Genomic DNA, 12,852 nt, shown 5'->3' with positions numbered 1-12,852 from the left:
CACTGTACACCGCGCTGTCAATATTCTTCCTCAAAAGCATGACTGATATCTCGGTTCGGGACTTCCATCGGATAATTTCCTGTAAAGCATGCGTCACAGAACTTCAGGTCGCCCACCATATCCCGCAGCCTGGACACCTCCATATATCCCAGAGAATCCGCTCCGATCATCTCCCTGATCTCATCTGCCGTATGGGAATGCGCAATGAGCTGTTCATCTGAAGGTACATCTGTCCCGAAATAACAGGGATATAGAAACGGCGGCGCGCTGATCCGCACATGAACCTCTTTCGCCCCGGCGCTTTTGAGCATCTTGATAATATTGGCGCAGGTGGTTCCCCGTACTATGGAGTCGTCTACCATAACGAGCCGTTTCCCCTTTACCACCTCCGGGATCACATTGAGCTTGATCTTTACACTGGATTCCCGGTCACTTTGTTTTGGTTTGATGAATGTTCGTCCTACATAGCTGTTCTTATGAAAAGCCATCCCATAGGGGATTCCTGACTGTTCAGAATACCCCTTTGCAGCCACCAGCCCGGAATCCGGCACTCCAACCACCAGATCCGCCTCGACCGGATAGGACTCTGCCAGCGCTCTTCCCGCAATGATACGGGAATGATAAACATTCACTCCGTCAATCGTGCTGTCTGTCCGTGCGAAATAAATATACTCAAAAATACACCTGGCCTGCTGTTCTTCCGGAATCGCCATGCTCATATCTGAAGCGATACCTTCCCCGGTGATTGTGACGATCTCTCCCGGCCTTACATCTCTTACAAATTCTCCATCCACTGCCGCAATGGCACAGCTCTCAGACGCAAGAAAATACGTATTGTCCCGTCTGCCGATACACAGCGGCTTCAGCCCGAAAGGATCCCTCACCCCGATCATCTTGCGGGGACTGTTGACCACAAGGGCATAGGCACCCCTGATCTTCTTCATCGCGTTTTTCACGGCATCCTCCGCGTTTCCGGTATTCAGCCGCTCTCTGGCAATGTGGTAAGCGATCACCTCCGAATCTATCGTTGTCTGGAAGATCGCCCCGGTATATTCCAGCTCCCGCCGAAGCTCCACCGCATTGACCAGATTCCCATTGTGCGCGATAGCCAGTGTCCCTTTCACATAATTAATAACAAGGGGCTGGGCATTCTCAGCCCTTGTTCCCCCTGCCGTAGAGTAACGGACATGTCCGACGCCCAGATTCCCTTTCAGTCTGTAAAGTTCTTCTTCGTCAAACACATCATTTACATGTCCAAGTCCTTTTTTTGACAGGACTCTGCGCCGCCCGGAAGTATCTGTCACCGCGATCCCGCAGCTTTCCTGCCCTCTGTGCTGCAGCGCGAACAGTCCATAATAGATGGAGGCGGCCACATCGCCCCCATCCAGGTTATAAGCCCCAAAGACTCCGCACTCTTCGCCGAGTCCTGTGGAGCTTTTCTCAAAATCTGTCATTCAAATTCCGCTCCTTGCCGGTCTGACCAGACGATTATTTGATTCCGATCCGTTTAAAGACTTCCTGATAAGCGTCTTCTACATTCCCCATGTCTCTGCGGAAACGGTCCTTGTCCAGCTTTTCATGAGTCTCTTTGTCCCACAGACGGCATGTATCCGGGGAAATCTCGTCCGCCAGGATGATATCCCCGTGATATCTTCCGAACTCGATCTTGAAATCGATGAGATCGATACCTGCCTCGTCAAAAAACTTCTTGAGCACATCATTTACCTTGAACGTATACTCCGTGATCTTATCAATCTCCTCACGGGTCGCGGCGCCAATAGCGATGGCAAAATAATCATTGATCATCGGATCTCCCAGATCATCATCTTTATAGCTGAATTCCAGCGTCGGCGCAAGAAGTTTTCTTCCTTCCTCGATCCCCAGTCTTTTGGAAAAGCTGCCTGCCGCTACATTTCTCACGATGACTTCCAGAGGAACGATCTCCACCTTTTTGACAGCTGTCTCTCTGTCACTGAGTTCCTCTATATAATGAGTCGGAACGCCTTCTTTCTCCAGGATCCGGAAAATATAGTTGGTCATACGGTTGTTGATCACGCCTTTGCCCACGATGGTACCCTTTTTCTCGCCGTTAAACGCAGTCGCGTCATCCTTATAATCGACGATCACGACATCCGGATCTTCTGTCGCGAATACCTTCTTAGCCTTGCCTTCATAGAGCTGCTCTAATTTTTTCATACATCCACACCCGTCCTTTTCATTTTTTCATATGATTAAATTGTTTACAGACCGCGATCCGGCCCCGGCCGCAGTCCCACAGATTCGATTATAATATAAGACAGGGTGAAAATCAACATTTCACCCTGCTCACTTATCCGTTTGTGAAACGTGACAAAAACTGTTTCGTCCGTTCTTCTCTTGGATTTTCAAACACATCTTCCGGCGTGCCCTGCTCCAGGATGCGGCCTTCGTCCATAAAGATCACATGACTGGAGACATCCCTGGCAAAAGCCATCTCGTGGGTAACAATGATCATCGTTGTCTCCTGATCCGCCAGTCCTTTGATCACCTTAAGCACCTCTCCGGTCAGCTCCGGATCAAGCGCGGAAGTAGGTTCATCAAAACAGAGGATGTCCGGCCTGAGTGCCAGCGCTCTGGCGATCGCCACTCTCTGGCACTGACCGCCGGAAAGCTGATGAGGATAGTTATCCATGCGGTCAGTAAGCCCCATCTGACCAAGCAGCGTCTTTGCCTCGTCCTCGATCTGCGCGTGGATCTCCTTTTTTCTTGATTTATACTCCGGCTTCTCCTTCTCCAGAAGTTCTTTTGCCAGCATCACATTTTCAAGAGCCGTGTACTGGGGAAACAGATTGAAAGACTGAAATACCAGGCCAAAATGAAGCCGTTTTCTGCGGATCTCACTTTCCTGCATCGTGGACGGGTCCTCCGCGTCGAAGAGAGCCTCCCCATTCACTCGGATGATGCCGCCATCCGGCTGCTCAAGGAAATTCAGACAGCGCAGCAGTGTCGTCTTTCCGCTTCCCGAGGATCCGATAATAGACAGTACCTGTCCCTTCTCAAGAGAGAAACTGATATCGTCCAGAACCTCCGTCCGGCCGAAGCTTTTTTTCAGATGTTCTATTTCCAAAATCGACATATACGTTGTCCTCCTCCTACCTGAAATACTCCAGTTTTTTCTCCAGACGTCCCAGAAGGACGGTCAGGATGCCATTAAAGATCAGATAGTAGACCGCGGTAAAGAACAACGGCCAGATCACACCGGCGATCCCCTGATTTCCTTTCAGGAAAGACTGTCCTGCCCAGATAATCTCCTGAAGAGCAATGATACGTGAAAGTGAAGTATCCTTCACCAATGTGATGATCTCATTAGACATAGGCGGTACGATCCTTTTGATCATCTGCAGAAGGGTGATTTTGAAGAAGATCTGTTTTTTTGTCATGCCGAGAACAAGACCCGCCTCTTCCTGTCCTTTCGGAACCCCCTGGATCCCTCCCCGGTAGATTTCTGAAAAATAGCAGGCGTAGTTAAAGATAAAGGCAACGGAAGCCGCCAGAAAGCGTCCGCTCTCACCGCCGCCCCAGATATTATTGCCCATCAGTCCCGGCATAAAATAGATGATCAAAAGCTGGATCATCAGAGGAGTCCCTCTGATGATCCACACAATGATCTTTGTAAGATAACTAAGCGGCCTGAACCGGGACATGGACCCGAAAGAAATGATCAGCCCCAGAGGGAGAGCCCCCAGAAGCGTTACAAAAAACAGCTTTAGAGTCTGAAGAAATCCCACATTCAGCGCTTGGACAACGATTGGAAACTGTTCTGTAAATCCCATGATAAAACTCCGTTAACAGTGTATTTTCCGGCTCACTGCTCAATCAGCGCGGCCTGTACTCCATAATCCTCCGCCAGCTTCTGGATGCTTCCATCCTCATATGCTTTTGCGAAGAAGTCATTCAGCTCGGCGGTCAGATCCGAGTCCTTCCGGAATCCGACACCGTATTCCTCGCTGTTCAGATGTACTGTATATGTAAGATCAGAATAGCTTGTTCCCTCCCCGATCATTGCGGCTGCCATGAGCAGGTCGATCACCGCGGCGTCAGAAGTCCCTGCCGCCACTTCCATAAGAGCGTCCGCCTGTGCCGTTACAGGTGTACAGTTTAAGCCACGGACTTCAAGCTCATCCTCTCCCGCACTTCCGGCCTCTGCCGCGAAGTTCAGGTCAGAGAGGCTGTCCTCATCCTGATACTGATCCGCCACATCCGACGGTACTACAACAACCTGAGCATTTTCCAGATACGGGTCTGTACAATTCATGGCGCTGGTCACATCTTCTGTGAGAGTCATCCCGTTCCATACACAGTCGATGGTCTTCCCTTCCAGCTCCAGAATTTTGTTGTCCCAGTCGATCTCCACGAACTCCACATCAACACCCAGGCTCTCCCCGAACTGTCTGGCCAGATCCGCATCGAATCCGATCCATTCGCCGTTCTCGTCCTGATAGTCCATAGGTTCAAAATTCGTGATTCCTACGACCAGAGTTCCTTTTTCCTTTACATAGTCCATATCGCTGGTTTCTTCACCTGAGTCAGCGGAATCACTTCCTGATTTTGAACCGCATCCTGCCAGCATGGAAACAGCCAGCCCCGCACAAAGTAACAGACTTAATACTCTTTTCTTCATAATTGTCCTCCATCGCCGAAAACTCCGACATCGCTTCTTTTCTCTACCAATGAGTCACTGTACCACAGTAAAGTTACCGTTGTATTCTATCATACAGGACCTGCCCTGTCAAATGATTCTCCCTGGAAAAACCCTTTCCCGCGGCATGGCAGTCCTTTCCTCATGTATGGCTGCGACGGTGCTGCCGCTTCCATTTTTCCAGAGTTTTGGATGGCACATCCTCGGGCATCTCTTTCCTGATTTCCTCGATCTCACGGCGCATCCGGGCATTTGTCTCCATAAATTCATCATTTTTGGTGATAAGGATATGGTACTCCTCAAGCGACATATATTTGTAAGAAGCGTAAAGATAAGGCTTGATCAGTGTCTTGTCGCCGCAGAGCTGATACGCTCTGTCATACATGCGGGCAGCTTCCTGATACAGAAACAGGCGCCCATATGCCGCGCCGAGTCCCGCATATATCTTCCCGTAGAACTTTTCATCTACCGTATCATCCTTTTCCTGATTCAGGATGGCCTGATACACGAGAATCGCTTCCTCCACCTCACCGCTCTCCAGCAGGTTGTCTCCTTTAAATTTCTGACGTTCTATATCCTTCTGATTCTTTAAATGCTCCAATACATTCTGGATCCGTATCATCTCGGGCTCTCTGTAGATCCGTGAAGATTTCAGTATCGTCAGAACAAACTTTTCCACCGAACCATGAAGCCGAAGCACATCTTTAAGCTCAGAAGCCAGAACCTCCATCCCCAGTTCCTCATCCAGCCAGTCACAGAGCTGCTCGTTCATAATCGTATAGTCGATCAGATACAAATTGTTGCACAGATAATAGCAAAGTTCTTCAATTGTAAAAATCCTGCAGTGAATCCGGGTGATCTCATAGGGATGTGCCGCGTGTCTGTCATGACAAAGAATTAAATTTCCCATCATTTCCTCCTAAATGTATGGTCTTCTCCGCGTGGAAATCTGTTGCCGGAAAGAAGTCTCCGAATCCGGCATCCCTCACTGTAATCCTGCACGTCTTTTCGTCAAGAAACAGTGTTTCAATCTGAAGGCGCATGGAATATTCCGCTCTTTTCGGGAAATTCTCAAGGGAGATCTTTTCCGTCCTTACATTTCCCTGGATCAGAGACTCAATGTGGAATTCAATATCTTTTACGTCTTCCAGGAGAACTTCCCACTGATTGTTTGACTCATACCAGTATGTCCCCCACGACACGATCGGATACCACATTTCCTGCCCATCCACACGCATATTCACAGTGATCTGATCTGTCATCTTATCCTCTGAGAGATAGACCGGATTCTCGATATGGACGAACAGTTTCCGGCAGGCAGTATAGCAGGCGCCCTTGCTGTACAGGTTATTGCCTACAAAGGCCCGCCGTCCGTTGCAGAGCACGCGGAGCGATTTCGGATACCAGTTGTTCTCAAATCCTTCTCCTGTAAGAAAGACAGAGGACACGATCCTTTTATCAAACACGCTCTCAATAAATTTACAGAACATGGCATCCGCTTCCTTTGCCTTGTCCTCATTCAGCACCGGGTATACCATTGCCAGTTCCTTAATGTGAGCGCTGGCAACTTCATCCACGGTCACAAAAGTGGTCTTTCCCCCTCCCAGGCCGGGACGGAGACGGCGCAGCATATACGCCCTGATTTCGTTCCTGTCACAGCAGAAAAGGGCCGCGTCGTACTGCCACAGTTCCTTTGGCTGATAGAACAGATAGTTGCAGAAGCTCTCCTTATAATCCTGGATAAAGATATGACGCTTGTCAATATTCATACGCACAGCGATGCCTCTGAGCATCTGCGCCAGTTCCTCTGTCAGCGACGGCACTGTAAATACGATACCCTCGATCTCCGGAAAAGATTTCAACGACATCTGGATAAACTGAGAAAGCAGCCAGACCGCGTCATAGGTCTCCTCGCCGAATTCGATTTTCTCTCCGGCCAGGCTTTTGCTCAAAAGCCTGGTGACAGTGAATCCCTCTTTGATCGTAACAAGTCTTTTAGCCTCCTTGCCATAAGCCCATGTATCCCTCAGTTTCCCGATGATCAGCGGGATCTGATAGTTGTCGGCATCTACCTCCAGCGTATCCGGTTCCTGTTCCTGTTCATTATAAAAACTGATCTGACATGTCTTTTCATTTATCTCATATCCAATGATACTGCCTTGTCCCATGGAAAGACACCCTCCTTATTCTTGTACGAACATATGGGCAGCCACCGCGTCTTCAAGAGCGTACTCCCTCATCTTTTTCCTGCGCTTTTTTTCATCCTTCTCAGACAGGATCGCGTTCAGTCTTCCATATCTGCCCTGTTCATCCAGATCGGCCTCCCTCACGCATGTCTCCTTGTCACTGCGGTAAGAATTCCCGTCTATCGTCTCTTTGAAATAATATTTCAGCTTCTCGTTGGCAAACAGGACAAATTTTTTCACGTATATATTCTCATACATAGGCGTCAGTACCTCAGTAGAATAGTCCGCCTGCTCCTGCCCGCCTTTCTGAAGCTGGTAGTACAGCATGACTCTGCTTCCTTTCTGCCCCTTGTATTCGATCAGTGTCTTGTCCCACAATTGCAGCTCAATGAGCCACTCTTTCTCGTAAGAGAGGAAAAACGGGAAATACACCTGCTTGCCGCACAGTTCCTGAAGAAACTTTTTCAAGGTCCTGCGTGTCTGCGCGTTATACTCTCTTTCCGAATAGTACTTCAGCACCGCGATCTTGCAGATATCCATGGTGTCCTCACCTTTCTCATATTCTCTGCAGATGATATCGATCACGCTGCGTCCGATCTTCCGCTCCTCCACCACATACTCTCGTGATACATATGTAAGATACGCCTGCTGAAGTCTGAAATAGGCTCCTTCCGCATAATACTGCTCGAAGACCGGTTCCTCCTGGAACAACTCTTCCGAAAACAGCATCTGCGTCAGGATCCGTTCCGCCAGTTTATGGGTATGCACTTCATAGTCTCTGGCCTCCCGCCAGAGCAGCTTCATCTCCGAAGTGGCCCCGCAGAAATAACTGGCGAGATAGGTCAGGATCACCTTGTCATACTGTTGCTTTTTAAACAATTCAAAACAGATATATGTCAGAAAATCGTTATTCTCATAATTATTTTCCCGAATGGTCCGGCTGCACAGGCCAAAAATCTCGGCCTCCGGGAAATTCTCGGGTCCCTCGGCCCGAACCGTCTCAAGCGTAAGTTCTACGGTCTCTTCTTCTTCCTGATTTCTCTTAAGACCGTTGATATATTTCCTGCACATATCCATATAACGAAGCTCATAGAAAAGTCGTTTGCTCTCGTAGGGAATGGAATCTGTATAATGTCTCCCTTCTTTTGACTCCCAGACGATCCTGTCCGTCTTTGCATACAGGAATACACGTGCTCCTCCATCCATATACGGCGCCTTCTGAGTTACCGTCCCATCCTCGGCAATCACATGGATATATTTCATATTGGGCACCTTCGTCGTGATCCAGTACGCATGGCATACATCATACAAGGCTTTTACCCTGTCCGGATTCATGGCTGACTCTACGACAAATCGTTTGTATATGACTCGAAGCTGTTCATCCACATTTCTCCGGTCCAGCTGATTCCATGCGAACGCCTCGATCTCATCTCTGTAATGAGCATAGATCTCACTGGATTCATCTTCATAAGTGATGATATTCGCGTACAGGAACGCGCACTTGTGATAATCCAGTGTATTTCCATGCATAAAATACAGATACACGGACCGCGGAAGCGCTTTATGGAACCGTTCCGGAATAACAGAAGCCATATAATATTCATACAGCTGCGCGATCTTCAGTTCATGCTCCACTGCCTTTTCATACCATTTAAAGTACTCGCTGTCCGCACAATTTCCCTTGATCAGAAGTGTACAGATCGCTGTCAGGATCATGGACTCATGATACATTTTATAAGAACGCACCAGTACATCATACAAATGTTTGTCGAATACCTTCATCTGACTCGCCAGATTGGCAGTATAAAGTGCCAGTTCCCTGGTCATAAGCTGGTATTTTACCGCGAAGAGAAGCACCCGCACCTCGAACATTCCCAGTTTTTTTAACGTAGAGCTTTTCTCCCGGAAACACAGGAACGCCTGCAGATAAAACCAGATACTGTGGGATCTTTCTTCATAAAACTGCTTTTCCAGGACCCGGAGTCTCTCGCTGTAGATCTTGTACTCCGAATCAACCTGCACCAGCATGCAGAGGATCTTCCAGCTGTCCGGATGTTTCATAAAGGATCTGGACAGCTCCTCCGCCACCTTTCTCTGCCCGATGGTATCATTGGACAAAAGTGTCGTCAGATACAGATAATAGGAGCTAAGCTCCACATCTTTCCCAATGGCAAACCGATTGTAATTATATGACTCAAGCAGCCATTTCGCCTCTTCCATGCGGTTCCCGACAAGACAGATATGAGCGTGAGCCAGAAGATAGAACTCATTTTTCCCGTCCATGTCTCTTAAATGGCTGATGCGCCGCACCGCCTCGTCGACCCACTCATTCAGATCCATCCGTCCGCTCAGATACTTGAGATAATTCCTGACGATTCCCGCGAACTCCCGGTCATTGGCCCTGTGGTCTTCATCCCTGCTGACATCCTTCTCTACCACGATCTCATAACTCAGTGTCTCATAAGGTGATTCCAGTATGATTCGTCCGAAATTACTTCCCCGGTGGAGCCGGTCCGCGTTGATAAAATATTCCAAACGGTAAGAATTCCCTATAAATTCTTCCGTCGTGATCCGGGTATGCTCCACAGACAGAAAATCCCCTTCTGCCCTTACGTCGATCTCCAGGTAGCCCCAAGTATTTTTCTTGATCGTAAACGTCTCCTTGCGAGCCTCAGTCAGAGAGATAAAAGCCCTGCTCTCCTCCTCCAGTGTCAGGAAGATCTTTTCTTTCTGTTTGCAGCCCACCAGGAACTCTTCCAGCGCCTGCTGATCCAGTTCCCAGCACCTCATATTGTCATAGAGCGCCTGAATTCTTCTGTCTTCATATTTCAGGATCTCATAAAAATTTCTGGAACGAAACAGCTTGACCGCCTCAGCCGCATCCCGGAATGACAGTTTCTTAAAATCATCCAGGCTCTGGATCTTACCGTAGTTTGTCATCACAAACGGCTTCTCGATAATAGCCGTAAAGGCGATATCATACTCACCTCCATTACAGACAATGGTAAATTTGCCATGCTCCACATGCCCGGGCATGAGTCCGCTTCCGTCATATGTATAATAGATGTTGACCGGATTCCCGTCAAACCCCTGTTCCTCGCAGTGCACACGGTAAGAAGAGGGATAGACAAGCCCTCTTATCGTGCCTTCCCCCTGATTCTGAAGTGAAAAACTTCCTTTGTACTTCTCTCCTTCTCCGACGCGCATAATGATCCGAGTCTCAGGAAAAATGATCTCCGGCTGCGGGATGTGAAAATCCCCTTTCGCAAAACGTTTGATCTTATTCTTCAAATCCGTCACCTACTCACAGTTCTTCTGTCCAAACAGCAAAATATGTTACTATGCATTATATCATTATTATCTGATATCTTGCAATGGTGTAATAGAAGAAATTCCGCCACATTGTATACACGGATACAATGTGGCGGATAAGATATTTTCTTATTTTATGTCCTTGATCATCTGCACGTATCCCAGAACTTCATATCCAAGCCGCCTGTACAAAGATGCCGCCCGGACATTGTCTTCCTCTACTTCCAGCCGTAATCGTCTGACTTCAGGCGGCATATATTCCTCCAGATACTGGAAGAACTCCCTCCCAAGCCCTTTGGAGCGGAACTCCTCTCTGATATATACCTCCTCGATCCACCATACAGCGCCTCCGGCTTCCTGAGAATAAGACTTTGCGATCAGACCATATCCCGCCGGTCTGTCTTCATATTCAAAAACAAAAATTTCCGCGTACTGTCCGGACTGCAGTGCCTCATCAGCCGTTCTCTCAAAGAATGCATCAGGAACCGGATGCAGCACAGCGTCCGAATGATAAAATTCATGTGCCATTTCCATATAAAGTTTTCTGTCCTCTGCTGTCAGTTTTCGTATCATTTTCCAATCTCCTGTCTTTTTTCTTTTCGTTGTCTATTTTATCATTTTTTTGCAGAACAAAATACTTATATCCGGAAAATTTCAAATTCTTTTTATATATGCATTGACATTATATATTATATAAAATATAATATACTTATAAAATTTATATATTCAAATTTCATATATGGAAAGGACTGAGTTTATGACGTTTACACTAAACGCTCCTATGCTGGACTTTCTCGTCCTGTCTGTCATTGCAGAAGGGGATGCCTACGGATATCAGATCAGCCAGATCATCAAGCGTGCCGGCAGCACAAAGGACTCTGCTCTCTACCCGATCCTGAAACGTCTCCAGGAAAATCATTTCGTTGAGACCTACGATGAGCAGTACCAGGGACGAAATCGGAAATATTACAGCATCACTCCCGTCGGCAGAGAACATCAGAAGCAGCTGTTAAAAGAATGGGAAGATTATAAAGTCATTGTCGACGACATTGTAAAAGGAGGGTTATCAAATGACTAAGACCGAATATATGAAGACGCTCTCTCACTGCCTGCGCCGTCTTCCAAAAGAGGACTATGACAGAGCGATCGAATATTTCGAAGAGTATTTTGCTGAGGCAGGAGCAGAAAATGAACAACAGGCCATTGAGGATCTGGGGGATCCCGAAGAAGCGGCAAAAGCTCTTATCCTTGATCTGGCCTCTCAAAACATGAAGGAGAAGCCTAAAACAATGAAACGAGGATTATCCGCGCTCTGGGTAGCGATCCTCGCTGTATGTGCCGCCCCCATCGCCGTGCCGGCTATTATCTGCATTCTTATCGTCATAGGGGCCGTGCTGCTCTCCGTAGGAGCCGTGCTTCTTTCCCTCGTTCTTTCCGCGCTCTCCGTAACCGCGGTGGGAATCGTTAGCATTTTGGGCGGGATCGTTATTCTGTTCCAGTCCGCTGTGGACGGGCTGTGCAATATCGGCGTTGGACTTTTTTGTACCGGAGCCGGTGTTCTCTTTATATACGGTTCCATTATCCTCTTCAAAGGTTTTATAAGAAAATCATCTGTATCTCTCGGGAAACTGATAAAAGGAGGCCGCAGACATGAAAAAAACAACTAAGATCATTCTTATCTCGTCTTTATGTTTTATGGGAACAGGGGCCCTGCTTACCGGAGCCGGTATGGCGGCCGGCGGATGGCCCGGATTCGTGATCACCCATGACGGGATCCATTCTTATTCCACCTGGCCGGAAGCCCATCAGCTGGATAAAACAAAGTTGGACGCTTTTTCCGGCATAGATATCGCACTTTCTTCAGAAGCAGACATTGAATTTCTTCCTTCAGAAGATAATGCCTGCTATCTGGAATACTATCTGGACGGAAACTATGGCACTCCTTCCTGGGAAGTCTCAGATGGAACGCTCCGTCTGAGCCAGAAAGACGGAGCCATAATCCAGGGACTGTATTTCTTCAGTCCGGGAAACACCTCCGCTCCGTCCAGGCCCTTTGTCCGGCTTTATGTCCCGGAACAGATGGCCTTCTCTGACATCCATATCTATAACGATTATGGAAATCTGAATATGGACCAAATCTCTTCGGAAACGCTTGAACTCCGTCTGGATTACGGGGATCTGGATATGACCGGCTGCCGCTTTGGGGATGCAGAAATCTTTACCGGCTCAGGAGATATTAAAATGAATCACACAGAAGCGGACTCTTTGATCCTGGAGAACAGTTACGGAGATTCCACACTGAAAAATGTGACTGCCGCAACCGCTGACCTGACTGCCAGTGACGGAGATCTCTATCTCGAAATTTCCGGGCTTGAAACTCTGTCAGGAGTGAATGAATACGGTGACACTACTTTTGTCCTCGACAACCCTATCAGCGCATTTACCTTTGACCTTCTCACCGAATACGGAGAGATCTCTCTTCCCGGCAACGCGTCCGGCAGGCTGATTTCAGATGACAGTGATGAAATGTCCTACACATGTGACGGAGACAGCCAACAGAAAATACAGTTTACAGCAGAATCAGGGGACATCTTTCTACGGACAAAATAAGCTGAAAAGCGCCCGCTTCATACAGTGAAACGGGCGTTTTTCATATTCTTCCATATGCCTGTTCGG

12 protein-coding genes are annotated in these 12,852 nt (G+C 48.0%); 3 read left to right on the top strand and 9 right to left on the bottom strand.

Annotation, left to right across the window (positions count from 1 at the left end; all coding sequences use genetic code 11):
* Window positions 1-17: 17 nt before the first annotated feature.
* The 9 genes from purF to BQ7367_RS10610 all read right to left on the bottom strand — a co-directional run bounded on the left by purF (window position 18) and on the right by BQ7367_RS10610 (window position 10,749).
* Window positions 18-1,454 carry an amidophosphoribosyltransferase gene (gene purF, locus BQ7367_RS10650; protein ID WP_072525416.1) on the bottom strand — a complete coding sequence of 479 codons (1,437 nt, stop codon included), beginning with the start codon at window positions 1,452-1,454 and terminating at the stop codon, window positions 18-20.
* A 34-nt stretch (window positions 1,455-1,488) separates the two neighbouring features.
* Complete coding sequence (gene purC / locus BQ7367_RS10645) at window positions 1,489-2,196, bottom strand: phosphoribosylaminoimidazolesuccinocarboxamide synthase (protein WP_072525415.1); 708 nt, start codon at window positions 2,194-2,196, stop codon at window positions 1,489-1,491.
* 133 nt (window positions 2,197-2,329) lie between these two features.
* Window positions 2,330-3,115 (bottom strand): amino acid ABC transporter ATP-binding protein, encoded by a 786-nt coding sequence (locus BQ7367_RS10640; RefSeq protein WP_072525414.1) that lies wholly within the window; start codon window positions 3,113-3,115, stop codon window positions 2,330-2,332.
* 16 nt (window positions 3,116-3,131) lie between these two features.
* On the bottom strand, window positions 3,132-3,812 hold the full coding sequence (locus BQ7367_RS10635) for an amino acid ABC transporter permease (protein ID WP_072525413.1): 681 nt from the start codon (window positions 3,810-3,812) through the stop codon (window positions 3,132-3,134).
* 32 nt (window positions 3,813-3,844) lie between these two features.
* A complete protein-coding gene (locus tag BQ7367_RS10630; protein WP_072525412.1) occupies window positions 3,845-4,660 on the bottom strand; it encodes a transporter substrate-binding domain-containing protein in 816 nt (271 codons plus the stop codon).
* A gap of 160 nt (window positions 4,661-4,820) precedes the next feature.
* Window positions 4,821-5,588 (bottom strand): hypothetical protein, encoded by a 768-nt coding sequence (locus BQ7367_RS10625; protein ID WP_072525411.1) that lies wholly within the window; start codon window positions 5,586-5,588, stop codon window positions 4,821-4,823.
* Window positions 5,563-6,846 carry a DUF5716 family protein gene (locus BQ7367_RS10620; protein WP_072525410.1) on the bottom strand — a complete coding sequence of 428 codons (1,284 nt, stop codon included), beginning with the start codon at window positions 6,844-6,846 and terminating at the stop codon, window positions 5,563-5,565. The genes BQ7367_RS10625 and BQ7367_RS10620 overlap by 26 nt, the downstream gene beginning before the upstream one ends.
* Before the next feature lie 15 nt (window positions 6,847-6,861).
* The gene (locus BQ7367_RS10615) at window positions 6,862-10,164 is read right to left on the bottom strand and encodes a DUF5717 family protein (protein ID WP_442855376.1); all 3,303 of its coding nucleotides are present in this window, start codon (window positions 10,162-10,164) and stop codon (window positions 6,862-6,864) included.
* A gap of 141 nt (window positions 10,165-10,305) precedes the next feature.
* Entirely contained in the window at window positions 10,306-10,749 is a 444-nt protein-coding gene (locus BQ7367_RS10610; RefSeq protein WP_072525409.1) for a GNAT family N-acetyltransferase, read from the bottom strand.
* Between the two features lie 184 nt (window positions 10,750-10,933).
* Here BQ7367_RS10610 and BQ7367_RS10605 point away from each other — a divergent pair, with 184 nt between their 5' ends.
* The 3 genes from BQ7367_RS10605 to BQ7367_RS10595 are packed head-to-tail and all read left to right on the top strand — an operon-like array spanning window position 10,934 to window position 12,786.
* Entirely contained in the window at window positions 10,934-11,254 is a 321-nt protein-coding gene (locus tag BQ7367_RS10605) for a PadR family transcriptional regulator (protein WP_072525408.1), read from the top strand.
* Window positions 11,247-11,843, top strand: a complete 597-nt coding sequence (locus tag BQ7367_RS10600) for a DUF1700 domain-containing protein (RefSeq protein ID WP_072525407.1) — start codon at window positions 11,247-11,249, stop codon at window positions 11,841-11,843. The genes BQ7367_RS10605 and BQ7367_RS10600 overlap by 8 nt, the downstream gene beginning before the upstream one ends.
* The gene (locus BQ7367_RS10595; RefSeq protein WP_072525406.1) at window positions 11,827-12,786 is read left to right on the top strand and encodes a DUF4097 family beta strand repeat-containing protein; all 960 of its coding nucleotides are present in this window, start codon (window positions 11,827-11,829) and stop codon (window positions 12,784-12,786) included. The genes BQ7367_RS10600 and BQ7367_RS10595 overlap by 17 nt, the downstream gene beginning before the upstream one ends.
* The last annotated feature ends 66 nt before the right edge of the window (window positions 12,787-12,852 follow it).

It is taken from the genome of Clostridium sp. Marseille-P3244 (assembly GCF_900120155.1).
In the GTDB taxonomy this organism is placed as follows: domain Bacteria; phylum Bacillota; class Clostridia; order Lachnospirales; family Lachnospiraceae; genus Mediterraneibacter.
This window is presented reverse-complemented; position numbering and strand designations above follow the sequence as displayed.

Excerpts from the sequence above, each read along its gene's own strand:
- purF (WP_072525416.1), bottom strand. The coding sequence starts at position 1,454 with ATGACAGATTTTGAGAAAAGCTCCACAGGACTCGGCGAAGAGTGCGGA.
- purC (WP_072525415.1), bottom strand. The coding sequence starts at position 2,196 with ATGAAAAAATTAGAGCAGCTCTATGAAGGCAAGGCTAAGAAGGTATTC.
- BQ7367_RS10640 (WP_072525414.1), bottom strand. The coding sequence starts at position 3,115 with ATGTCGATTTTGGAAATAGAACATCTGAAAAAAAGCTTCGGCCGGACG.
- BQ7367_RS10635 (WP_072525413.1), bottom strand. The coding sequence starts at position 3,812 with ATGGGATTTACAGAACAGTTTCCAATCGTTGTCCAAGCGCTGAATGTG.
- BQ7367_RS10630 (WP_072525412.1), bottom strand. The coding sequence starts at position 4,660 with ATGAAGAAAAGAGTATTAAGTCTGTTACTTTGTGCGGGGCTGGCTGTT.
- BQ7367_RS10625 (WP_072525411.1), bottom strand. The coding sequence starts at position 5,588 with ATGGGAAATTTAATTCTTTGTCATGACAGACACGCGGCACATCCCTAT.
- BQ7367_RS10620 (WP_072525410.1), bottom strand. The coding sequence starts at position 6,846 with ATGGGACAAGGCAGTATCATTGGATATGAGATAAATGAAAAGACATGT.
- BQ7367_RS10610 (WP_072525409.1), bottom strand. The coding sequence starts at position 10,749 with ATGATACGAAAACTGACAGCAGAGGACAGAAAACTTTATATGGAAATG.
- BQ7367_RS10605 (WP_072525408.1), top strand. The coding sequence starts at position 10,934 with ATGACGTTTACACTAAACGCTCCTATGCTGGACTTTCTCGTCCTGTCT.
- BQ7367_RS10600 (WP_072525407.1), top strand. The coding sequence starts at position 11,247 with ATGACTAAGACCGAATATATGAAGACGCTCTCTCACTGCCTGCGCCGT.
- BQ7367_RS10595 (WP_072525406.1), top strand. The coding sequence starts at position 11,827 with ATGAAAAAAACAACTAAGATCATTCTTATCTCGTCTTTATGTTTTATG.